Annotated in this window: 16 protein-coding genes; 7 read left to right on the top strand and 9 right to left on the bottom strand. The window is 64.8% G+C overall.

The features are described from left to right. Positions 1-81: 81 nt before the first annotated feature. Positions 82-3,252, bottom strand: coding sequence for an efflux RND transporter permease subunit (locus XI04_RS13080; protein WP_097668296.1), 3,171 nt, complete (start codon positions 3,250-3,252; stop codon positions 82-84). Next, positions 3,249-4,454 (bottom strand): efflux RND transporter periplasmic adaptor subunit, encoded by a 1,206-nt coding sequence (locus XI04_RS13075; RefSeq protein ID WP_271609558.1) that lies wholly within the window; start codon positions 4,452-4,454, stop codon positions 3,249-3,251. The genes XI04_RS13080 and XI04_RS13075 overlap by 4 nt, the downstream gene beginning before the upstream one ends. A gap of 362 nt (positions 4,455-4,816) precedes the next feature. Here XI04_RS13075 and XI04_RS13070 point away from each other — a divergent pair, with 362 nt between their 5' ends. The 7 genes from XI04_RS13070 to XI04_RS13040 all read left to right on the top strand — a co-directional run bounded on the left by XI04_RS13070 (position 4,817) and on the right by XI04_RS13040 (position 13,627). Beyond that, complete coding sequence (locus XI04_RS13070) at positions 4,817-5,971, top strand: iron-containing alcohol dehydrogenase (RefSeq protein WP_161966294.1); 1,155 nt, start codon at positions 4,817-4,819, stop codon at positions 5,969-5,971. Between the two features lie 18 nt (positions 5,972-5,989). Then, entirely contained in the window at positions 5,990-7,540 is a 1,551-nt protein-coding gene (locus XI04_RS13065; RefSeq protein ID WP_038946826.1) for an AMP-binding protein, read from the top strand. Between the two features lie 416 nt (positions 7,541-7,956). Continuing rightward, entirely contained in the window at positions 7,957-9,555 is a 1,599-nt protein-coding gene (locus XI04_RS13060) for an ABC transporter substrate-binding protein (RefSeq protein ID WP_028139689.1), read from the top strand. Between the two features lie 40 nt (positions 9,556-9,595). Further along, on the top strand, positions 9,596-10,543 hold the full coding sequence (locus XI04_RS13055; RefSeq protein WP_028139688.1) for an ABC transporter permease: 948 nt from the start codon (positions 9,596-9,598) through the stop codon (positions 10,541-10,543). A gap of 191 nt (positions 10,544-10,734) precedes the next feature. Next, positions 10,735-11,628 (top strand): ABC transporter permease, encoded by an 894-nt coding sequence (locus tag XI04_RS13050; protein WP_271610996.1) that lies wholly within the window; start codon positions 10,735-10,737, stop codon positions 11,626-11,628. Then, positions 11,628-12,635, top strand: a complete 1,008-nt coding sequence (locus XI04_RS13045) for an ABC transporter ATP-binding protein (protein WP_271609556.1) — start codon at positions 11,628-11,630, stop codon at positions 12,633-12,635. Before XI04_RS13050 ends, XI04_RS13045 begins: the two co-directional genes overlap by 1 nt. Continuing rightward, positions 12,632-13,627: an ABC transporter ATP-binding protein gene (locus XI04_RS13040; protein ID WP_271609555.1), complete on the top strand. Its 996-nt coding sequence runs from the start codon at positions 12,632-12,634 to the stop codon at positions 13,625-13,627. The genes XI04_RS13045 and XI04_RS13040 overlap by 4 nt, the downstream gene beginning before the upstream one ends. 11 nt (positions 13,628-13,638) lie before the next feature. Here XI04_RS13040 and XI04_RS13035 read toward each other — a convergent pair whose 3' ends face one another. The 7 genes from XI04_RS13035 to XI04_RS13005 form a co-directional block, all read right to left on the bottom strand. Continuing rightward, entirely contained in the window at positions 13,639-14,484 is an 846-nt protein-coding gene (locus XI04_RS13035) for a hypothetical protein (RefSeq protein ID WP_245448717.1), read from the bottom strand. 212 nt (positions 14,485-14,696) lie between these two features. Continuing rightward, a complete protein-coding gene (locus tag XI04_RS13030; protein ID WP_212475258.1) occupies positions 14,697-16,673 on the bottom strand; it encodes an acetyl-CoA carboxylase biotin carboxylase subunit in 1,977 nt (658 codons plus the stop codon). Further along, complete coding sequence (locus XI04_RS13025; RefSeq protein WP_038970720.1) at positions 16,670-18,286, bottom strand: acyl-CoA carboxylase subunit beta; 1,617 nt, start codon at positions 18,284-18,286, stop codon at positions 16,670-16,672. The genes XI04_RS13030 and XI04_RS13025 overlap by 4 nt, the downstream gene beginning before the upstream one ends. Positions 18,287-18,404: 118 nt before the next feature. Continuing rightward, positions 18,405-19,271: a 3-keto-5-aminohexanoate cleavage protein gene (locus XI04_RS13020; protein WP_271593971.1), complete on the bottom strand. Its 867-nt coding sequence runs from the start codon at positions 19,269-19,271 to the stop codon at positions 18,405-18,407. A 184-nt stretch (positions 19,272-19,455) separates the two neighbouring features. Beyond that, positions 19,456-20,256, bottom strand: a complete 801-nt coding sequence (locus tag XI04_RS13015) for a helix-turn-helix domain-containing protein (protein WP_271609553.1) — start codon at positions 20,254-20,256, stop codon at positions 19,456-19,458. Positions 20,257-20,487: 231 nt separating this feature from the next. Continuing rightward, a complete protein-coding gene (locus tag XI04_RS13010; protein WP_028139679.1) occupies positions 20,488-21,144 on the bottom strand; it encodes a glutathione S-transferase family protein in 657 nt (218 codons plus the stop codon). Continuing rightward, positions 21,144-22,307 carry an acyl-CoA dehydrogenase family protein gene (locus XI04_RS13005; protein WP_028139678.1) on the bottom strand — a complete coding sequence of 388 codons (1,164 nt, stop codon included), beginning with the start codon at positions 22,305-22,307 and terminating at the stop codon, positions 21,144-21,146. The genes XI04_RS13010 and XI04_RS13005 overlap by 1 nt, the downstream gene beginning before the upstream one ends. Between the last annotated feature and the right edge of the window lie 4 nt (positions 22,308-22,311).

The raw sequence follows: 22,311 nt of genomic DNA, 5'->3' as shown, positions 1-22,311 counted from the left end.
ACTCCTCCCTGGGGTTATGGATCCCCGCATTCGCGGGGATGACGGCGAGGATGTGGACACACCGGTGGCCATCACGTGCGCTTAAGAAGCCACCACCTCCGGCTTCTTCCCCTCATTCCGCCCTTCCGCCAGGTTCCGCACCACCACGTAGAAGATCGGCGTGAACAACAGGCCGAACAGGGTGACGCCGATCATGCCGAAGAACACGGCGACGCCGACGGCCTGCCGCATCTCCGAGCCGGAGCCGCTCGATATCACCAATGGCAAGACGCCGAGGATGAAGGCGAAGGAGGTCATCAGGATCGGCCGCAGGCGCAAGCGGCAGGCGTCGATGACGGCTTCCAGCCGCGGCTTGCCCTCGTTCTCGATGTCGCGCGCGAACTCGACGATCAGGATCGCGTTCTTGGCCGCCAGTCCCACCAGCACGACGAAGCCGATCTGGGTGAGGATGTTGACGTCCTGGCCCATGATGCGCACGCCGATGGTGGCGGCGAGCAGGCACATCGGCACGATCAGGATCACCGCGAACGGCAAGGTCCAGCTGCCATATTGCGCAGCGAGCACGAGGTAGACGAACAGCACGCAGATCGGGAACACGTAGAGGCCGGCATTGCCGCCGGTGATCTGCTGGTAGGACAGATCGGTCCATTCGAAGGTGAAGCCGCTCGGCAAGGTGTCGTCCGCGAGCTTCTTGATGGTGTTGAGCGCCGTGGTCGAGCTGGTGCCCGGCGCCGGCTCGCCCTGGAGCTCGGACGCGGCATAGAGATTGTAGCGCGCGACGCGATCGGGACCCGAGACATCCCTGAACTCGACCACGCTGCCGAGCATCACCATGTCGCCGGAGGCGTTGCGTGTGCGCAGGCGTGCGAGGTCGCTGGGCTCTTTCCGGAACGGGAAGTCGGCCTGCGCGGTGACGTGATAGGTGCGGCCGAACAGGTTGAAGTCGTTGACATAGGTCGATCCGAAATAGCTCTGGATCGTGTCGTTGATATTGGAGATGGGAACGCCGAGCTTCTGCGCCTTGGTGCGATCGATGTCGACGAAGAGCTGCGGCGTGTTGGCCGAGAACGGCGAGAACACCGTGGGGCCGAGCAGCGAGGGCGATTTGCGCGCCGCGGCGACAAGCTCGTCGGTGGCCGCGGCGAGCAACTCAGGCCCGCGGCCCTGACGGTCCTGGATGCGGATGGTGAAGCCGCCGCCGGTGCCGATGCCAGGCACGGCCGGCGGCGGGATCACGATGATGAAGGCGCCCTGGATCGCGGACAGGCGCTTGCGCAGCTCGACCGTGATGGCGTTGGCCGTCAATCCTTTCTTGATCCGCGCCTCTGGTTCGTCGAACACCGGGAACAGCGCGGCGGCATTGCCCGCCTGTGTGCGGGTGGCACCGGAGAAGCCGGCAAAGGCGGCGACACGAACGATGCCCGGCGTGTCCAGCGAGATCCGCTCGATCTCGCGCACGACCTCGGTGGTGCGCGCCAGCGAAGCCGCGCCCGGCAATTGCACGGATACGATGACGTAGCCGCGGTCCTGCGCCGGGATGAAGCCTTGCGGCGTGGTCGCGATCAACCAGCCGGCGCTTCCGATCAGCACGACATAGATCAGGATCATCACCACCGAGTGCCGGATCACGAAATTGGCGAGGCCGGCATAGCCGTGCGCCAGACGGTCGAACACGCGATTGAATACGCCGGTGAAGGCATTCCAGCCGCGCGCGATGACATTCCAACTCGCGGGCGCCCGCTTCTCCTCGTGCGGCACCAGGATCTGCGAGGCCAGCGCCGGGGACAGCGTCAGCGAGCAGAAGCAGGAGATCGCAGTCGCAACCGCAATGGTGACGGCGAATTGCTGGAAGAACTGCCCGGAAATACCGCCCAGAAAGGCGGTCGGCACGAACACCGCGCAGAGCACCAGCGCGATCGAGACCAGCGCGCCGCCGACCTCCTCCATCGTCTTGAGGGCGGCATCGCGCCGGCTCATGCCATGCTCGAGATGCCGCTCGACGTTCTCGACCACCACGATGGCATCATCGACCACGATGCCGACCGCGAGGACGAGGCCGAACAGTGTGAGGTTGTTGATCGAGAAGCCCAGCGCCGCCATCACCGCGAAAGTGCCGACCAGCGACACCGGGATCGCGATGATCGGAATAATCGCGGGACGCCAGCCCTGCAGGAACACCAGCACGACGATGACGACGAGCAGCATGGCCTCATAGATGGTCTTGATCAGCTCGTGGACGGACTGAGCGATGAATTCGGTCGGGTTGTAGCCGATATTGTAGTCGAGGCCTTTCGGGAAGCTCTCCTTCAGCCTCGTCATGGTGTCGGTAATGTTCTTCGCGGTAGCGAGAGCGTTCGATCCCGGCCGCTGCGTCACCAGCATGGCGACCGCGGATTTGCGCAGCAGGAAGCTGTTGGTGCTGTAGGCGAGCGCCCCGAGCTCGATGCGGGCGACGTCACGCAGCCGCACCACGCGGCCGTCCGAGCCGGCCTTGATCAGGATGTCCTCGAACTGCTTCAGATCCTTCAGGCGCCCCGTGAAGGTGAGGTTCGGCTGGAAGGCGCGGTCGGCGATCGGCGGCTCGGCGATCTGGCCGCCGGCGATCTGCACGTTCTGCGCGCGGATCGCGGCCAGCACCTCCGCCGAGGTTAGGCCGAGATTGGCAATCCGGTCAGGATCGAGCCACAGCCGCATCGAATAGTCGCGGGCACCGAATATCTGGATGTCGCCGACGCCGTCGAGACGCAGCAGCTGGTCGCGGACCTGGAGCAGCGCGTAATTGGAGATGTAGAGCTGGTCGAAGGTGTCGTCGGGCGACAGCATGAACACGACCATCAGGATATCGGGCGAGTTCTTGCGCGTGGTGACGCCGTTGCGCTGGACCTCCTCGGGCAGTCGCGGCTGCGCGATCGCGACGCGGTTCTGCACCAGCACCTGGGCCTTGTCGAGATCGGTGCCGAGCTTGAAGGTGACGGTGATGGTGAGCTGGCCGTTCGAGGTTGCCTGGCTGTAGAGATACAGCATGTCCTCGACGCCGTTGATCTCCTGCTCGATCGGAGCCGCGACCGTGTCGGACACGGTCTGCGCGGAGGCGCCGGGATATTGCGTGGTGACGACGACGGTCGGCGGCACCACTTGCGGATATTCGGACACCGGCAGCGTGGTGTAGGCGAGCGCACCGACGATCAGGAGCACGATCGACAGCACCATCGCGAGGATGGGCTGGTTGATGGAGAGACGACCGAGATTCATGACTTGCCACCGGCCGGCGCTGGCGCAGTCTGCGGGGCAACCTTGGCACCGACACGGGCACGCTGGATGCCGTTGACGATGACGCGATCCTCGGCCTTCAATCCTTCGCGGATCACGCGCAGGCCGTCGTCCAGCGGTCCGAGCACCACGGGACGGGCCTCGACGGTGTCGTCGGGCTTCACCACGAACACGATCTTGCGGGACTGGTCGGTCGCAACAGCGACGTCCGGAATCAGCAGGGCCTCATAGGGCGCGCTGCCGATCAGCCGGACGCGACCGAATTGGCCGGGCAGGATCGACAGATCGGTATTCTTGACCACGGCGCGGCTGCGCAGCGTGCCGGTCGAAACGTCGAGCCGGTTATCGAGGAAGTTGATGGTGCCTTCATGGGACGGCTTGGTTTCGCCGGCGAGCGTCACCTGCACCGGATTGGCCGTGTCGCGCGAGCTCGGACGCCGCCCTTCGAACCACAGCTTGCTGTATTTGATGAAGGTCGCCTCATCCATGTCGAAATAGACGTAGATCGGGTCGAGCGTGACGATGGAGGTCAGGAGGGTCGAAGAGCCATTGTCGCTGCCCTGCACGAGATTGCCGGAGCTGACGAGATGGCGGCTGACGCGGCCGGTCAACGGTGCCGTCACATGCGTGAATTCGATGTTCAGTCTGGCCGCTTTGAGCGCGCCTTCAGCCTGCACCTCCGCGGCATGCGCAGCTTGCAGGGCCTGACGGCGCTGATCGACGACCTGCTCGGAGACCGCGCTGGTCTGCACCAGGCTGAGGCCGCGGTCGAGTTCGCGCTTGGCAAGTTCCACCTTGGCCCGTGCATCCGACAGCTGCCCTTCCGCCTGCGTGGCCACCGCCTCGAACGGACGCGGGTCGATCACGTAAAGCAGATCGCCCTGATGCACGATGGCGCCGTCCTGGAATTCGACCGAGTTGACGAAGCCGCCGACGCGCGGGCGCACCTGCACCTCCTCAACCGCTTCGAAGCGGCCGGTGAACTCGTCCCAATCGGTAACGGTGCGCTTGACCGGCTGGGCGACCGTCACGGGCGCCGGCGGCGGCGCAGACGCTTGCGAGGTGGGCTGCCCGCAACCGGTGAGCGCGAACGAAGCGACGAGGAGGCCCGCGAGTGCGTAATGCCGCGGCTGGACGAATTCGTGCTTTTTGACAAGTCGCTCGCTTCCATCCGGTCCAGCCATCCCAGGTCCTCGCATCGTCCTCATGCCAAAAGCCGCGGAAAAGGCAGGGTAGGCATTTACCCGCGGGCGTCCCAAGATGGGTGGAGTTGATGAACACTTCAAGACCAAAGCGCGTGCAGGGCTCCAAGCGCGCCCTGACCGGATGGCGGGTTGACAGGGGGTGGCAACCCGCCCGGCACGCGCTGAATAGCCGGCAGGTTTGCGATTGGACTTTGTTCGCCGGGCTCATGAATGGAAACGTCCTTCCCTTTCCCGCACGCGGGGAAAGGGAAAGAGCGCCAGCGCCTTCGCACATGACGAACGCCATCCGCTCGGCTAGATTGCCCTCACAAAAACAAGACGAATTGTCCGGGAGGGCAGGCGTGCACCAGGGACGTGTCGTTTTCGGCGCGATCGAGGAGGTCGTGTTCGGCCATCCTGCAACTGAGGCCATCGTCGCGCAGATGGACCGGCTGGGAACGCGCCGCGCCTTCCTGATGGTTTCGGGCACGCTGAACCGGCAGACCGACGAAATCGAGAAGATCAAGCAGGCTTTGGGCTCCCGCTGCGCCGGCCTGTTCGATGCCATGCCGGCGCACACGCCGCGCGAGGCGGTGATCGCGGCAACCAACGCGGCGCGCGGGGCCGGCGCCGATCTGATCGTCACGGTGGGCGGCGGCTCGATCACCGACGGCGCCAAGGCGGTGCAGCTTTGCCTCGCCAACGGCATCGACGATATCGACGGCATCGAGCGGATCCGCGTGCACAAGGGCGTCGCACCGGAGATGACGGCGCCAACCGTGCGCCAGGTTAGCGTGCCCACCACGATCGCCGGCGGCGAATTCAGCGCGATCGCGGGCGTCACCGACCGAGCTGCGCATGTGAAGCAGATGCTGCGGCATCCGCTCGCCGTGCCGCGCGCGACCATCCTCGATCCCGCGATCACCGTGCACACCCCGGAATGGCTGTTCCTGTCGACCGGCATCCGCGCCATCGACCATTGCGTCGAGGCGATCTGCTCGCGCGAGACGCATCCCTATGCCGACGCGCAAGCGGTGAAGGGCCTCGCCATGCTCGCCGACGCGCTGCCGCGGGTGAAAGCCGACCCCGCCGATCTCGACGCGCGGATGGACGCGCAGATCGGCACCTGGCTGTCGATGGGCGCGCTCGCGGCCGGCGTTCCCATGGGCGCGAGCCACGGCATCGGCTACGTGCTGGGCGCGGCCTTCGACGTGCCGCACGGCTACACGTCCTGCATCATGCTGCCGGCGGTGATGCGCTGGAATGCGAGCGCCAATGCCGAGCGGCAGATGATCGTCGCGGCCGCCATGGGCTTTCCGGGCCACGACGCTGCCGACGTGCTCGATGCCTTCATCCGCTCGCTGGGCATGCCGCGCAGCCTCACCGAGGTGCAGGTGTCGCCGCAGCATTTCGACGCCATCGCCGAGCAGGCGATGCGCACCAACTGGATCCCGCGTAACCCGCGCAAGATCGAAGGCCCGGCGCAGGTGCGCGAAATCCTGCTTCTCGCCGCATAAATCAAAGCCGGAGGATAGATGTACCCAGGTCAGCATGCCCGCCTACGCCCGCTGCAGCCCGCCTTCATCATGGCGGCCACAGGCGAGGCCGTCACCTATCGCGAGCTCGATGCGCGCAGCAACCGGCTGGCCCACCTGTTCCGCAAGCACGGCTTGAAGCGGCTCGACCACTACTCGATCTTCATGGAGAACAATTCGCGCTATCTGGAGGCCTGCGGCGCCGGCGAACGCTCCGGGCTGTACTACACCTGCATCAACTCGTTCCTGACGCCGGGCGAGCTCGCCTATCTGCTGGTCAACAGCCAGTCCAAGATCCTGATCACCTCGGTGGCGAAGCTCGACATCGCCCGCGAGGCGATCAAGGCCTGCCCCGACATCAAGCTCTGCATCGTCGCCGACGGCCCCGGCGAGAGCGAGCGCATCGTCGGACTTGCGGACGTCACCGCGGATATGTCGGCAACATCGATCGCGGATGAGTGGCTCGGCACCGCCATGCTCTATTCGTCCGGCACGACGGGACGGCCGAAAGGCATTCTGCGGCCGCTGCCGGAGGAGCCGCCGAAGCATAATCTGCCGCTGTTCGATTTCCTCACCAAGCTCTGGCACTACCGCGAGGGCATGGTCTACCTCTCGCCTGCCCCGCTCTATCACTCGGCGCCGCAGGCGGCCGTGAACCTCACGGTCCGCATGGGCGGCACCGTGATCATCATGGAGAGTTTCGATCCCGAGCGTTACCTCGAACTCGTCCAGCGGTGGGGCATCACCCACACCCAGCTGGTGCCGACCATGTTCTCGCGCATGCTGAAGTTGCCGGCGGAGGTGCGCGGCCGCTACGACCTGTCCTCGCTGGAGATCGCCATCCACGCCGCCGCGCCCTGCCCGGCGCTGGTCAAGGACGACATCATCAAATGGTGGGGGCCGATCATTCACGAATATTACGGCGCGACGGAGGGCCTCGGCTTTACCGCCTGCAACAGCGAGGAATGGCTTAGCCACCGCGGCACCGTCGGCAAGGTGCTGCTCGGCGATCTCCACATCCTCGACGAGAACATGCGGGAATGTCCGACCGGCACCCCCGGCCAGGTCTGGTTCAAGACCGCCTCGCCGTTCGAATATTTCAACGACCCGGAGAAGACCAGGGAGGCGCGCTCGGCCGACGGCAGCATGAGCACGGTCGGCGATGTCGGCTATGTCGACGCCGACCGATTTCTCTACCTCACCGATCGCGCCACCTTCATGATCATCTCCGGTGGCGTGAACATCTACCCGCAGGAATGCGAGAATCTGCTCATCACCCATCCGAAGGTCGCCGATGCCGCGGTGTTCGGCGTGCCCAATCCCGATCTCGGCGAAGAGGTGAAGGCGGTGGTCCAGCCGATGCCTGATGTCGTGCCGGGCGAGGCGTTCGCCGAAGAGCTGATCGCATTCTGCGCAAAATCGCTGTCGCGGCAGAAGGTGCCGCGCTCGGTCGATTTCGAGAAGGAATTGCCGCGGCTGCCGACGGGGAAGTTGTACAAGCGCCTGCTGCGGGACCGGTATTGGGGAAACAAGGCGTCGAGGATCGTGTGAGGGCGTCGCTCCGCTCGCGGGCGATATGCGCGAGACTCGTCCAAACAAATGGTGTCGTCCCGGGGCGCGACGAAGTCGCGAACCCGGGATCCATAACCACAGGGAATAGGCGTAGCGCGAGCAGGTCACCCCGAGTCTTCGCCAAACGTCTCCCTGTGGCTATGGGTCCCGGAACTGCGCTTCGCTTGTCCGGGACGACAGTGAGTTCGTTGATTCTGCATCGCGCAACATCACCGCAGGAACCATCTCTTCGCACCTGCACTCTCACATCGTGAGCATGAAAACCTGCGGCCTTCCGTCATCCGAATTGTCGAGGCGGCATGCGGCCTTACCGGTTGCCTCCCTCAACTCGCGTGCTATCGTCGCGACAAACAGGCCGCAAAGGCCAAAAAGACTGATGTCCAGGGAGGATGAGCATGCGGAGCGTGTGGGCGCTCGCCGCAATGGCGGCGCTATCTGTGCTGACGGCCTCAACCACCACGCTCGCCGGCGAGCCCAAGCAGGGCGGCGTCCTGCGAATGTATCACCGCGACAGCCCGGCCAACGCATCGATCCTCGAGGGCGCGACCTATTCGGTCAACGTGCCGTTCATGGGCGTCTTCAATAATCTCGTCATTTACGACCAGCACATCGCGCAGAACAGCCCTGATACCCTCCGGCCCGAGCTGGCCGAAAGCTGGTCCTGGGGCAACGACAACAAGAAGCTGACATTCAAGCTGCGCCAGGGTGTCAAATGGCATGACGGCAAGCCGTTCACATCGGCCGACGTCAAATGCACCTTCGATCTCCTGATGGGCAAATCGCAGCAGAAGCTTCGGCAAAATCCGCGCAAGGCCTGGTACAATGAAGTCAACGAGATCACGACGAGTGGCGATTTCGAGGTCTCCTTCGACCTGAAGCGGCCGCAGCCGTCGCTGCTGGCGATGCTGGCGTCAGGCTATACGCCGATCTATCCCTGCCACGTCTCGCCCGCGGACATGCGCACCCATCCGGTCGGTACCGGACCGTTCAAGTTCGTCGAGTTCAAGGCCAATGAATCGATCAAGCTGACGCGAAATCCGGACTATTGGAAGAAGGGCCTGCCCTATCTCGACGGCATCGAGTACACGATCATCACGAACCGATCGACCGCGATCCTGGCTTTCGTCGCCGGAAAGTTCGACATGACCTTCCCGACGCACATCACGATCCCGCTCCTGAAGGACATCAAGTCGCAGGCGCCGAACGCGACTTGCGTCGTCGAGCCGACCAACGTTTCGACCAACATCATCGTCAATTCGACCTCCGCGCCGTTCGACAACATCGATATTCGCCGCGCGATGGCGATGGCACTCGACCGCAAGGCGTTCGTCGATATCCTGTTCGAAGGCCAGGCCGACATCGGCGGCACCATGCTGCCACTGCCTCAAGGCGTCTGGGGCATGCCCAAGGACAAGCTCGAGACCATTCCGGGCTATGGCCGGGACGTGAACGCGAACCGCGAGGAAGCGAAGAAACTGATGCAGAAGGCGGGCTACGGCCCCGACAAGCACCTCGCGGTGAAGGTCTCGACGCGCAATCTCGCGGAATATCGCGACCCCGCCGTGATCCTGATCGACCAGCTCAAGAGCATCTATATCGACGGCGAGCTCGACGTCGTCGAAACCGCGAACTGGTTCCCGAAAGTCGCGCGCAAGGACTACATGCTCGGCCTCAATCTGACCGGCAATTCCGTCGACGATCCCGACCAGTCCTTCTACGAAAACTATTCCTGCGGCTCGGAGCGGAACTACACCAATTACTGCAACAAGGAGATCGAGAAGCTGTTCGACGTGCAATCGCAGGAGACCGACACCAGCAAGCGCAAGCCGCTGGTCTGGGATATCGACAAGAAGCTGCAGGAGGATGTCGCCCGTCCGATCATCTTCCATGCACGGGCCGGCACCTGCTGGCAGCCCTACGTCAAGGGCATCACGATCATGTCGAACAGCTCCTATAACGGCTTTCGCTACGAGGACGCGTGGCTCGACAAGTAGCGCGGCAGGCTGAAGAGTAGCGGCTCGCGGAGGGCGAAGGATGTTTGCCTATCTGGTGCGACGCCTGTTCCTGATGCTCGTGACCCTGTTCGGGATCTCGATCGTCATCTTCCTCCTGCTGCGCATCGTGCCCGGCAACATCGTCGACATCCTGTTCGCCGCGGCCGGCTATGTCGATCCCGCCGACAAGGCCAACCTGGAGAAGGAGCTCGGCATCGACCAGCCGCTGATCGTGCAGTATTGGCACTGGATCAGCGGTTTTCTGCGCGGCGACTTTGGCTACTCCTACGTCTCCGAGAAGCCGGCGCTCCAGGAGATCCTGCCGCGGATCCCGATCACGGCGCGGCTCGCCGGCCTTGCGCTGTTGTTCTCGGTCTCGATTGGCATTCCGCTCGGCGTCATCAGCGCGGTGAAGCAAGGCACGCGGCTGGATTACGCCTTGCGCGTCGTCAGCTTGAGCGGCTTGTCGCTGCCCTCGTTCTGGCTCGGCCTGCTCATCCTCACGGCGTCGGTGGCGATGTTCGGCCAGATGCCGATCTTCAATCCGAATCCGCAGACCTGGCTCGAGGCGTTCGCAACCTATGCCGTGCCCGCCGCCGCCGTCGGCTTCCGCAGCGCGGCGCTGACCATGCGCATCACGCGGTCCTCGATGCTGGAGGTGCTGCGGCAGGACTACATCCGCACCGCGCGCGCCAAGGGCGCCTCCGATGCCGCCGTGAACTATCAGCACGCGCTGAAGAACGCGATCCTGCCCGTCATCACCGTGATCGGCATCGAGGCGGCGTTCCTGATCGGCGGCCTGATCGTCACCGAGACGGTGTTCAACATCCCCGGCGTCGCCCGCTTCCTGGTCGAGGCGATCCGCTGGCGCGACTATCCGATCGTGCAGAACCTCGTGATGCTGATCGCCGTCGTGGTGGTGAGTGCGAATTTCATCGTCGACATGCTCTACGCCGTGTTCGATCCGCGCATCAGGTACACGGATTAGCCGCATGACCTTCTCTCACACAGTATGTGCGCTCTCCTTCACCTCTCCCCGCCTGCGGGGAGAGGTCGGATTGCGCAGCAATCCGGGTGAGGGGGAGTCTCCGCGAGTCCAACTCCCACCTCCCCCGCGGAGAGCCCCCCTCACCCCTACCCTCTCCCCGCAGGCGGGGAGAGGGGGAAGATAGAGTTCACATGGCCGCGATCGACTATGACGTTGAACTGAGACGCGCCGGCGCGCATGCGACCGGAGGCTGGCGCCGCGTGCTGTATCTGGCACAGCGGCATGTGCTGGGCGCCGCTGGCCTCGTCATCATGACCGTGTTCGTGTTCACGGCCATCTTCGCCGATTTCATCGCGCGCTATGATCCCCTGTCGATCGATTCGGCCCGCGCTCTGGCCCGCCCGAGCCTGGCGCACTGGATGGGAACGGACTCCTTCGGCCGCGACGTGTTCAGCCGCATCATCCACGGCGCGCGGATCTCGCTTGCGGTCGGGATCGGCTCGACCGCGCTCGGCGGCACGATCGGCGTCATCGTCGGCCTGACCTCCGGCTATCTCTCCGGCTGGGTCGATCTCGTGTTCCAGCGCGTCTCCGACGTCCTCCAGGCGCTGCCGCTGCTGGTGCTGGCGCTGGTGATGACGGCGGCACTCGGCCCGTCGCTGCCGAACGTGATCATTGCGATTGCCATTCCGCTGATCCCGACGGTCGCGCGCGTCATCCGTGCCAACACGCTGGCGCTGCGCGAACTCCCCTTCATCGAAGCCGCCAAGTCGATCGGCATGAGCGAAGTGCGCATCGCGCTCCGCCACGTACTGCCGAACACGCTGGCGCCGCTGATCGTGCTTGCGACCGCGCAGCTGGGCTCGACCATCCTGACGGAAGCTTCCCTCTCCTTCCTCGGCCTCGGCATTCCCGAGCCTTATCCGTCTTGGGGCCGCATGCTCTCCGAGTCCGCCGCCGAATATGTCCGCACCGCGCCGTGGCTGGTGATCTTCCCGGGCATTGCGATCAGCCTCGCCGTGTTCGGCGCCAACCTGTTCGGCGACGCCCTGCGCGACATCCTGGATCCGAGGCAGCGCGGCTGATGACGGACAAATCCAACCTTGTGCTCGAAGTGAAGAACCTGAAAACGGTGTTCTTCACCAATTCCGGTTTGTTCAAAGCCGTCGACGACCTCTCCTTTACCGTGAAGCGCGGCGAGACGCTGGCGATCGTCGGCGAATCCGGCTGCGGCAAGAGCGTCACGGCGCTGTCGCTGATGCGGCTGGTGCCCGATCCGCCCGGCCGCATCGTCGGCGGCTCGATTTCGCTCGAAGGCACCGACCTGCTGGCGCTGGATGAGGCGGAGATGCGTGCCGTCAGGGGCAACCGCATCTCCATGATCTTCCAGGAGCCGATGACCTCGCTCAATCCGGTGATGCGGATCGGCGACCAGATCGTCGAGGCGGTGCGGCTGCACCGGAACATCCCGGCCAAGGAAGCCCGGAATATCGCCGTGGAGATGCTGCGCCTGGTGCGCATTCCCGAACCGGCGCGACGCGCGAAGGAATATCCGCATCAACTCTCCGGCGGCATGCGCCAGCGCGCGATGATCGCGATGGCGCTGGCGTGCCGCCCCGCGCTGCTGATCGCGGACGAGCCGACCACCGCGCTCGACGTCACCATTCAGGCGCAGATCCTGGCGCTGATCCTCGACCTTCAGAAGGAGCTCGGCACCGGGCTCGTGCTGATCACGCACGATCTCGGCGTGGTCGCGCAGACAGCGCAGCGCGTGATCGTGATGTATGCGGGCCGCAAGGTCGAGGAAGCCAGTGTCGAGGCACTGTTCGCCGCGCCAAAGCATCCCTATACGCGCGGGCTGATGGCTTCGATCCCGGCCGTTCCGGCGGCCGGCGTCCCGGCACAGGCGCGGCTGAACGAAATTCCCGGCACCGTGCCGTCGCTGGTGCGGCTGCCGAAGGGCTGCGCCTTCGCACCGCGCTGCAAGCTCGCAATCAAGCGCTGCGAGGCCGAATATCCGCCGCTGGTGGATTGGGGCGGCGGACATCTCGCCGCTTGCTGGCGTGCGGCTGAAGTTGCGGAGGTGGCATGAGCGAAGTTCTGCTCGAAGTCACCAACCTCAAGAAGCATTACCCGGTGCGCGCCGGCGTATTGCGCAGGCAAGTCGGCACCGTACACTCGGTCGACGGCGTCTCGTTCTCGGTTCATGCCGGCGAAACGCTCGGGCTCGTCGGCGAATCCGGTTGCGGCAAGTCGACGGTGGCGCGTAGCGTGTTGCGGCTGGTCGAGCCGACCTCGGGCCAGATCCGGCTCGACGGCGAGGACATCACCCATCTGTCCAAGGCGGCACTGCGCCCGCACCGGCGTTCGATGCAGATCGTTTTCCAGGACCCGTTCGCCTCGCTCAATCCGCGCATGACCGCCGGCGACATCGTCGGCGAGCCGCTTGCGGTGCACGGGCTCGCCAGCGGCAAGGCGCTGGATGCGCGGGTCGCAACGCTATTCGAGCAGGTCGGCTTGCGAGCCGACCAGATGCGCAACTTTCCGCATCAATTCTCCGGCGGCCAGCGCCAGCGCATCTGCATCGCGCGCGCGCTCGCACTCGAGCCGCGCCTGATCGTCTGCGACGAGCCGGTGTCCGCGCTCGACGTCTCGATCCAGGCGCAGGTGATCAATCTGCTGATCGACCTTCAGCGTCAGCACGGCTTCTCCTATCTCTTCATCGCGCACGATCTCGCCGTGGTCGCTCATATCAGCCATCGCGTCGCCGTGATGTATCTCGGCCGCATCGTCGAGATCGCAGGCAAGGACGAGCTGTTTCGCAATCCCAGGCATCCCTACACGCAAGCGCTGCTCGCCTCGGTGCCGGTTGCCAACCCGCTGGCGAAGAAGCTCGCGCCGCTGGTCGACGGGGATGTGCCGAGCCCGGTCAATCCGCCGCCCGGATGCGCGTTTCACACCCGCTGCCGATATGCGATGGAGCGATGCGGGGTTGAGCGGCCCGCACTGCTGGATGAGGGCAACGGGCATCAGGTGGCGTGTCTGCTCAATGAGGGCACGGGGCGGAGCAACATAGTCCCGTAGGGTGGGTTACGTCAGCGGACCGCGCTTCGCACGGCCGCGGGCTCGCTACGATTGCGGAGCGTGCTGATCACCGGCCAGGCCGCCAAGGCAGCGGCCAGATGCTTGAGCGTGTGGCCCGAGACGACGTGCCCTGTGGCTTCGAAAATGAGCGCGTCACCGAGTTCGAAAAGCTTCGCCAGCACATAAAAGAAGATCACGCCACCGAGCGGCACGCCGAGCGCGCCAGGCCGCGGCCGCGTCAACGCCAGTCCCACGGCAAGTGCCATGCCGCCGAACTGCACGACCACCCATGGCGTGAGATTCTCGCGCGCCACCCAGGCAGCTAACAGGCCGGCCATCATCATCAGGACCAGCACCGCCTCGCCGGCACGCACGCTGATGCGTTCACTGGCTGCGATGCCCAGAAAGCCCGCGAACGCCACCGCCATACCGAGACGATCGGCCACGAGGCGTTGCGGCATGTCGGGGTCCAGGTGATAGAAGCCAGATCCCAGGCAGGTGAGGATCAGGCCGACGAAAAGCCAACTTGCACCCACAGGCGCATCATGGCGGGCGCGCAGCCGCTCCGAACCCCAGACGCCCATCGCGAGAAAGGCGAGATTGCTCAGCACATCGCCGGCGTTGGGCACACCGAGCCAGGTGCGACTGTCGACGAAGTGCGGGACGTGCCAAGCGGCGGCGGGCAGCGCGGGAGCGAGGAGTGCCGACAGCGTCAGAACGCTGAGGGCCCCAATCAGGTATCTCTCGCGGAGTTGTGGGGCGGCGAACGAGAAGCGTCGGGATACCGACGGGAGCGTCGGATTGGTCGCTTGGGCGGGATCATTTGGGCGCAACATGCCGGCTCCAAAATTGAACAATGTTCAATATATGTAGCCCGAAAATGAAAGACGTTCAAATTGAATTTCCCCCTTGCGCCAGTACGCAATTAAGCAACTGAAATAATAGGGAATTTTTACCGCACGCGAGGTGCCGTAGGGCGGCAAAGCGGAGCCTGCCGACGATGCCGCTCCACCACTTTTGAACATCGATGGCGGGCACGGCACTTTGCGCCTTTGCCCCGTTCGTTGCGCTAACCTGCCCCGATCTCGGCGACGATCCTGCCCGTCGTCACCTGCTCGCCTTCGGCGACGTCGATCGCCGCCACCACGCCGTCGACGCCGGCCTTGTGGACGTGCTCCATCTTCATCGCTTCCAGCGTCAGCACCGGTTGGCCGGCTTTGACACGGTCACCCGGCTTGACCAGCACGGCGACGACGCGTCCGTTCATGGCGGCGCGCACCTTGCCGTCACCGCCGTTGGCTGCGGCGGCCTTCGGCGCGGCGAGGGTGAGATCGGTGACCGCGAGCGGGATGCCGCGGTGCTGGAGGTAGAGCCGGTCGCCGTCGCGCAAGAACTTTGCGCTGTCCATCACGCCATCGTGGCGGAAGCGGACGGCGTCGGAATCGAGTTGGTCGATCTCGAACTTGTCTTGCCGGCCGTCGGCGGCGACAGTGTAACTACCATCGCGCTCGCGCGTGACTTCGAGTTCGTATGTCTGACCGGCGATCTCGATTTTCGCTGGCAACGGAAAGGTGGCGGCGAGGCTCCGCCCGCCCTGCCATGACGGTGTGCGCGGGTTGGTGACGTAGAGCAGCAGGCTCGCCAGCGCCATGTCGAATGCCGCGTTCGCGCGCGGTGCCAGCAGCTCGTCGCGATGCGCGCCGATGAAGGCTGTCGTCGCCTCACCCTTGGCAAAGCCGGGATGACGCAGGCAGGACATCAGGAACGCCTGATTAGTCGTCACGCCGAAAGCCGTGAGCTGCTCAAGGCCGACGACCAGCCGCCCCCTCGCCTCCTCGCGCGTGGCGCCATGGCTGATCACCTTGGCGATCATGGAATCGTAGAACGGCGGGATCTCCGAACCCGATTGCAGCGCGTGCTCGACGCGGATGCCATCAGGCACCTGCCAGCGCGCCATGCGGCCCGACTGCGGCATGAAGTCGTGCCCGGCATCCTCCGAGCAGAGCCGCACCTCGATGGCATGGCCGGAGAACTTGATGTCCTGCTGCTTCACCGGCAATTGCTCGCCACGCGCGACGCGCAGCTGCAGCTCGACCAGATCGAGCCCGGTGATCGCCTCCGTCACGGGATGCTCGACCTGGAGACGCGTGTTCATCTCCATGAAGTAGAACGCGCCGCTCGCATCGAGCAGGAATTCCAGCGTGCCGGCGCCCTCGTAACGCAGCGCCTTTACCGCGGCGACCGCGACCTCGCCCATTTTCGCGCGCAACTCTGGCGTCACGGCGGGCGACGGTGCCTCCTCGATCAGCTTCTGGTGCCGCCGCTGCACCGAACAGTCGCGCTCGCCGAGATGGATGGCGTTGCCGTGGCTGTCGCCGAACACCTGGATTTCGATGTGGCGCGGGTTCTGGATCGCGCGCTCGAGGATGACGGTGGGATCGCCGAACGCCGCTTTCGCCTCCGATCGCGCGCTGCGCAGGGCATCAGGGAACGAGGCCGCGTCGATGACGAGCCGCATGCCACGACCGCCGCCGCCGGCGACCGCCTTGATCATCACGGGGAAGCCGATCTTTTTGGCCTCCGCGAGCATGACCTCGTCACCCTGCTCGGCGCCCTGATAGCCGGGCACGCAGGGAACGCCGGCCTTCTTCATGATCTCCTTGGCGCCGGCCTTGTTGCCCATCGCCTCGATCGCCTGCGGCGAGGGACCGATGAAGACGAGACCCGCATCCTTGCAGGCTTGCGCAAAATCCTCGTTCTCGGCGAGGAAGCCATAGCCGGGATGAACGGCATCTGCGCCGCTCGCTCTCGCCGCGGCGATGATCGCGGGGATGTTGAGATAGGATTGCGCCGGCAGGGCTTCGCCGATGCGCACGGCCTGGTCGGCCTGTTGCACGTGGAGTGCGTCGCGATCCGCATCCGAATAGACCGCGACGACGCCGAGGCCCAGCTGTCGCGCGCTGCGCATCACGCGCAGTGCGATCTCGCCACGATTGGCGACCAGGACCCTGAAGAACGGCCGGTGCTGCACTGATCCGTTCCTCATGGGCGGGCCACCGAAAACTGCATGCGCTGGGGCGTCCGTGCGTCACCCTCGCGGCAGATCGCGAGCACTTCGGAGAGGACCGCGCGGGTGTCGCGCGGGTCAATCACGCCGTCGTCGAGCACGCGGGCGCTGGTGGAGAACACGTCCATCTGGCCGTCGAACACACCGATGATTTGCGCCTTCATCGCGTCGAGTTTTTCCTTTTCGACCGGCTTTCCGCGCCTCGCGGCAGCCGCTTCCGTCACGATAGCCATTGTCTCGGCCGCCTGCTCGCCGCCCATCACGGCGGTCTTGGCGTTGGGCCAGGAGAAGCAGAAACGCGGATGGAAGCCGCGGCCGCACATGCCGTAATTGCCGGCGCCGAACGAGGCGCCGCAATAGATGGTGATCTGCGGCACCGTCGCCGAGGTCACTGCCTGGATCATCTTCGAGCCGTGCTTGATCATGCCGGCTTCTTCGTAGGCTTTGCCGACCATGTAGCCGGTGGTATTGTTGAGATAGAGGATCGGCGTGCGGGTCTGGCAGCACGCCTGGATGAAATGCGTCGCCTTGTTGGCGCCGGCGGGATCGAGCGGCCCGTTGTTGGTGATGATGCCGATCGCCTGTCCTTCGATGCGGGCGTGGCCGCAGACGGTGGCCGGACCGTAATTCGGCGCCATCTCGGTGAAATCGGAATCGTCGACGATGCGTGCGATCACCTGCTTCATGTCGACGGAGCGCTTATGGTCCATCGGCATGATGCCGAGCAGCTCGTCCTGGTCGTAGCGCGGCGGCTTGAATTCCGATGCTGTCCTGCCCGGGCGTTCCCATTGCAGCGCCGCCATGATCTCGCGCGCGATACGCAACGCGTCGCGATCGTCTTCGGCGAGATAGTCGCCGAGACCGGAGACCTGCGTGTGCATCTCGGCACCGCCGAGCTCTTCCTCGGTCGCGATCTCACCGGTCGCGGCCTTCAGCAGCGGCGGCCCGGCGAGGAAGGCGCGGGTACGGCCGCGCACCATGACGATGTAGTCGGACAGGCCGGTCTGATAGGCGCCGCCAGCGGTGGATGAGCCGTGCGTGACGGTGACGACGGGCAGTCCTGCCGCGGAGAGCCGCGCGAGATTGCGAAAGATGTTGCCGCCGCGGACAAAATCCTCGACGCGGTAGCGCAAGAGGTTGGCGCCGGCGCTTTCGACGAGTTGCACATAGGGCAGCTTGTTCTCCAGCGCGAGCTCCTGCACCCGCAGCGTCTTGTCGAGGCCGTAAGGCTGCAGCGCGCCGGCATCGATGCCGGAATCGCTGGCGCTCACCATGCAGCGGATGCCCGAGACGAAGCCGATGCCGCCGATGACGCCGCCGCCGGGCACGCTCTTGGTCGCGTCCGGTACATCGAACATGTAGCCGGCGAGCGTCGACAGCTCGATGAAAGGCGCACCGGGATCGAGCACCAGCGCGACGCGCTCGCGCGGCAACAACTGCCCGCGCTTGTGAAAGCGATCCTTGGCTGCGGCCGACGCCGCGCGGGTGCGCTCTTCCAGCGCGCGCATGCGGTCGATGAGGCCGAGCATGCCGTCGCGGTTGGCGTGGTAGGCGGCGCTGCCGGGGGAAATGGTGTTTTCGATGGTAGACATTAGTGCTCCTGCCCGTCATTCCGGGGCGCGCGGAGCGCGAGCCCGGAATCCATACTCCCGATCGTGGCTATGGATTCCGGGCCTGGCCTTCGGCCATCCCGGAATGACGGAGTGTGGCTTACCTGTTCGTCCCAAAGATCTTCCGCGCCTCGGCGGGGCTCGCGATCTCGCGGCCGGCACGGCGGGCGCAGGCAGCGACGGCTTCGATCAGCTGGCCGTTCGACGTCACCTTCTTGCCGTCGGCGAGATAGAAGGTGTCCTCGAGACCGGTGCGCAGATGGCCGCCGAGCTCGGCGCAGCGCTGGTGCAGCGGCCAGATTTCCTCGCGGCCGATCGCGGTGACCTGAAAATGCGCCTCGGGACGCTTCAGCTTGATCAGGATCGGCAGCAGCTCCGGGTCCGAAGGCATTCCCGAAGCGACGCCCATCACAAAATTATATTCGAGCGGTCCCCTGTACATGCCGACCTGGGTGTACATGCCGACGCAGCGGACGATGCCGACGTCGAAGCATTCGAACTCGGGGATGGTGCCGACCGCATTCATGACGTCGAGATAGTCCTTCACCTTCTCGACCGCGTTGTCGAACATCATCGGTGGCCAGGCCCAGGTGTTGTCGGCCTTGACCTTCAGATAATTCAGCGAGCCGGCATTGCAGGCGGCGATCTCCGGCTTGGTCTCGCGGATGCAGTCGAGCGCGCCGGAGTAGTTCGGTCCTGACACGCCCGAGGTGTGATTGATGATCACGCCGGGACAGGCTTCGCGGATCGCCTGCTGGATCTCCCTGCTGACGCTCACCTCCCAGGACGGCAGATGTCCCTTGCCCGGCGCCTGCTGGCGCAGGTGGATGTGCATGACGGACGCGCCGGCATCGAACGCAGCCCTGGCTTCGCGCGCCATCTGCTCGGGCGTCACGGGGACATTGTGCTGCTTCGGGTCGGTGAGCACGCCGTTCAGCGCGCAGGTGATGACGGCCTTGTCGCTCATGCCTTGGATGTCTCGCACGTTGAGAATTCAACGCTTGCGATCATGGGATGGGCGGCATGCGGCTTCTTGCGCGGAGAAGCTGGAAAACACGACGAATTCGCAGGGTGGGCAAAGCGAAGCGTGCCCACCATCTTTGCCGAGAGGCGAGCGCAAGAGCGCCTTTGCCCACCCTACGAGAGCGAGCCTACCTCGCCTCCGCGAGCCGCACCGTCTCCGTGCTGCGATAGATCGCAAGGTCGCGCGAGCCGACGAAGATCGCGCGCGGCTTCAATCCGTAGAAGCGGCGGATTGAATGGCTGAAATGCGTGGAGTCGGGATAGCCGATGTCCTGCGCGAGATGGGCGAGGTTGAGGTCCTGGTTGGCGAAGTGCAGCAAATGCCGCGCGCGCTTCCAGGCGCGGAAGGAGCGGAAGGAGATGCCGGTCTCCTCCTTGAACAGATGCAGGAAGCGCGAGGCCGAGAGCCCCGCCTCCGCCGCGCAGGTATCGGCCGTCACCGGCTCGCCCGAGAAACGCTCGATGCGGGCGACCGCCCGGGTCACGCGCGGATCGAGCACGCGGCGGGCGAGCGCCTCGCCAAAGCACATCTCGTCGAATTCGGCGGTGGTGATGTCGCCATAGCGGCGCTGGCGCAGCAACGCGTAAGCGGCGAGGATCTTGCGGGCATAGAGAGCCTTGTCCGGCCCTCGCAGCCGCTCGGCCAAAGCCTCGATCACGCCATCCGGCATGCTTTCCGGCTCCAGCGTCACGCTGATCACGGTGCGATAGTCGCTGGCGATGGTGTGGCGCTGGTTCGGCAGGGTCACGATCAACTCGTCCGACGTGTGGACGTCGTCGATCGTCAGATGCAGGCTGCCTTTCACCGCGACGTAGATATGGCAGCAGCCGGGGGTCCGCTTGCGAGGGCGGCCGAGCAGGCCGGCATAGAATACCCGCTCCGGCGTGATCAGCATCAGATGGTCGGATTCGCGACCTTTATCTTCCATTGGGATCCTCCTCGCGCGGCTCTCTGGCCGCTGCGGACGGAGGTCACCTTAGCGGAAATTTGGGCGCTGTCACGACGGGATAGCGCTGTCAAAAGACACAGCGAGTCGTTCCGGGGCGGTCGATAGGACCGAACCTCAGGTGCGCAATTGCGCACCGGGGAACCTCGAGATTCTCAGGTGCGCAACGGCGCACCATAGTCGATGCTCCGCATCGCCCGGAATGACGCGTCCTTACGCCCTCACGCGCGGTGCAACATTCTGCTCGGCGCCAGCCTTCTGTTCCGCAGCAACCGCACGCTTGAAACCGTCCCGCTGCTGCAGGCGCGCCCAATAGGCTGCGACATTTGGCCCAAAATCCTTGGCGAGCCCGATATTGTCGGCCAGCCGAAGCGCATAACCGATGACAATGTCAGCGGCGGTGAAGCGGCCGGCGCACAATGTTTCGGCATTGGCCGTCGCTGCCTCGACGGCGCGCAACCGGCCCAGGAACCATTTTGCATAGTCGCCGGCGACCTGCGGATTGCGCCGCTCCTCCGGCTCGAGCTGGGTGTATCGGAGCACCAGCGTCTGCGGGAAGGTTAACGTGGCGTCGCTGAAATACATCCAGTTCAGGAACGCGCCATAGGCGGGATCTTCCGGGCCGACCATCAGGGGCGTCGGGCCGTGCTTGATGCCGAGATAGTGGCAGATGCCGGAGGATTCGGTCATCTTCGTCTCGCCGTCGACCATGAAGGGAATCGTGCCGAGCGGATTGAGCGCCAGATATTCCTTGGCGAAGACCCGCGGTGGGAACGGCAGCATCTTCAGCTCATACGGCAGCCCCATCTCTTCCAGCATCCAGAGCGGACGGAACGAGCGCGCGGCGTCGCAATGATAGAGCGTGATCATCAGGAACTTCCTTTGCTGCCGGGCAGCGTGCCCATCATCTTGCACAAGACCATCAGCATGACCTCGTCGGCACCGCCGCCGATCGAGGTCAGGCGGCTGTCGCGATAGGCGCGGCTGACCGGCGTCTCGTTGGTAAAGCCCATTCCGCCCCAATATTGCAAGCAGGCGTCGGTGAGCTCGCGGCCGAGCCGGCCGGCCTTCAGCTTGGCCATGGTCGCAAGCTTGGTCACGTCCTCGCCTGCGACCAGCTGCTCGGCGGCGCGATAGATCAGCGCGCGCAGCAGCTCGACCTCGGTCTGCATCTCCGCCAGCTTGAAGTGCACGACCTGGTTGTCGAGGATGCTCTGGCCGAAGGCCTTGCGGTTGCGGGTATATTCGATGGTCTGATCGATAATGTATTCATGCGCCTTAAGACAAGCCGCCGCGCCCCAGAGCCGCTCCTCCTGGAATTGGATCATCTGGTAGGTAAAGCCCTTGCCCTCCTCGCCGATCCGGTTGCGCTTGGGCACACGGACATTGTCGAAGAAGATCTGTGCGGTGTCGGATGAGCGCATGCCCATCTTGTCGAGTTTTCGCGCGACAGTGACACCCTTGGCCTTCATGGGCACGCAGATCAGCGACTTGTTGCGATGAACGGGCCCATCGCCGGTGTTGGCGAGCAGGCAGATCCAGTCGGCCTGGGTGCCGTTGGTGATCCACATCTTGCCGCCGGTGATCACGTAGTCATCGCCGTCGGAGCGTGCCTGGGTCTTGATCGAGGCGACGTCGGAGCCTGCGCCCGGCTCGGAGACCCCGATGCAGGCGACGAAGTCTCCCGAGACCGAGGGCGCGAGAAACTCGCGGCGCACCTCGTCCGAGCCGAACCGCGCCAGCGCCGGCGTCGCCATGTCGGTCTGCACCCCGATCGCCATAGGCACGCCGCCGCAGGTGATGGCGCCCAGCTCCTCCGCCATCATCAGCGCATAGGAGTAGTCGAGGCCGGAGCCGCCGAACTCCACGGGCTTGTTCAGGCCGAGGAAGCCGAGGCTGCCCATCTTCTTGAACAGCTCGTGCGCCGGGAAGATGTCGGCCTTCTCCCAGTCATCGACATGAGGGTTGATCTCATTGGCGATGAACTTTTGCAGGGAGCGGCGGATGTCGTCGTGGTCGGCGGTGAATAGCATTTTG

It is taken from the genome of Bradyrhizobium sp. CCBAU 11430 (genome assembly GCF_028128855.1).
GTDB classification, from domain to species: Bacteria; Pseudomonadota; Alphaproteobacteria; order Rhizobiales; family Xanthobacteraceae; genus Bradyrhizobium; species Bradyrhizobium ottawaense.
This window is presented reverse-complemented; position numbering and strand designations above follow the sequence as displayed.

Excerpts from the sequence above, each read along its gene's own strand:
- XI04_RS13040 (WP_271609555.1), top strand. The coding sequence starts at position 12,632 with ATGAGCGAAGTTCTGCTCGAAGTCACCAACCTCAAGAAGCATTACCCG.
- XI04_RS13025 (WP_038970720.1), bottom strand. The coding sequence starts at position 18,286 with ATGTCTACCATCGAAAACACCATTTCCCCCGGCAGCGCCGCCTACCAC.
- XI04_RS13020 (WP_271593971.1), bottom strand. The coding sequence starts at position 19,271 with ATGAGCGACAAGGCCGTCATCACCTGCGCGCTGAACGGCGTGCTCACC.
- XI04_RS13005 (WP_028139678.1), bottom strand. The coding sequence starts at position 22,307 with ATGCTATTCACCGCCGACCACGACGACATCCGCCGCTCCCTGCAAAAG.
- XI04_RS13050 (WP_271610996.1), top strand. The coding sequence starts at position 10,735 with ATGGCCGCGATCGACTATGACGTTGAACTGAGACGCGCCGGCGCGCAT.
- XI04_RS13045 (WP_271609556.1), top strand. The coding sequence starts at position 11,628 with ATGACGGACAAATCCAACCTTGTGCTCGAAGTGAAGAACCTGAAAACG.
- XI04_RS13055 (WP_028139688.1), top strand. The coding sequence starts at position 9,596 with ATGTTTGCCTATCTGGTGCGACGCCTGTTCCTGATGCTCGTGACCCTG.
- XI04_RS13015 (WP_271609553.1), bottom strand. The coding sequence starts at position 20,256 with ATGGAAGATAAAGGTCGCGAATCCGACCATCTGATGCTGATCACGCCG.
- XI04_RS13030 (WP_212475258.1), bottom strand. The coding sequence starts at position 16,673 with ATGAGGAACGGATCAGTGCAGCACCGGCCGTTCTTCAGGGTCCTGGTC.
- XI04_RS13060 (WP_028139689.1), top strand. The coding sequence starts at position 7,957 with ATGCGGAGCGTGTGGGCGCTCGCCGCAATGGCGGCGCTATCTGTGCTG.
- XI04_RS13080 (WP_097668296.1), bottom strand. The coding sequence starts at position 3,252 with ATGAATCTCGGTCGTCTCTCCATCAACCAGCCCATCCTCGCGATGGTG.
- XI04_RS13010 (WP_028139679.1), bottom strand. The coding sequence starts at position 21,144 with ATGATCACGCTCTATCATTGCGACGCCGCGCGCTCGTTCCGTCCGCTC.
- XI04_RS13075 (WP_271609558.1), bottom strand. The coding sequence starts at position 4,454 with ATGGCTGGACCGGATGGAAGCGAGCGACTTGTCAAAAAGCACGAATTC.
- XI04_RS13065 (WP_038946826.1), top strand. The coding sequence starts at position 5,990 with ATGTACCCAGGTCAGCATGCCCGCCTACGCCCGCTGCAGCCCGCCTTC.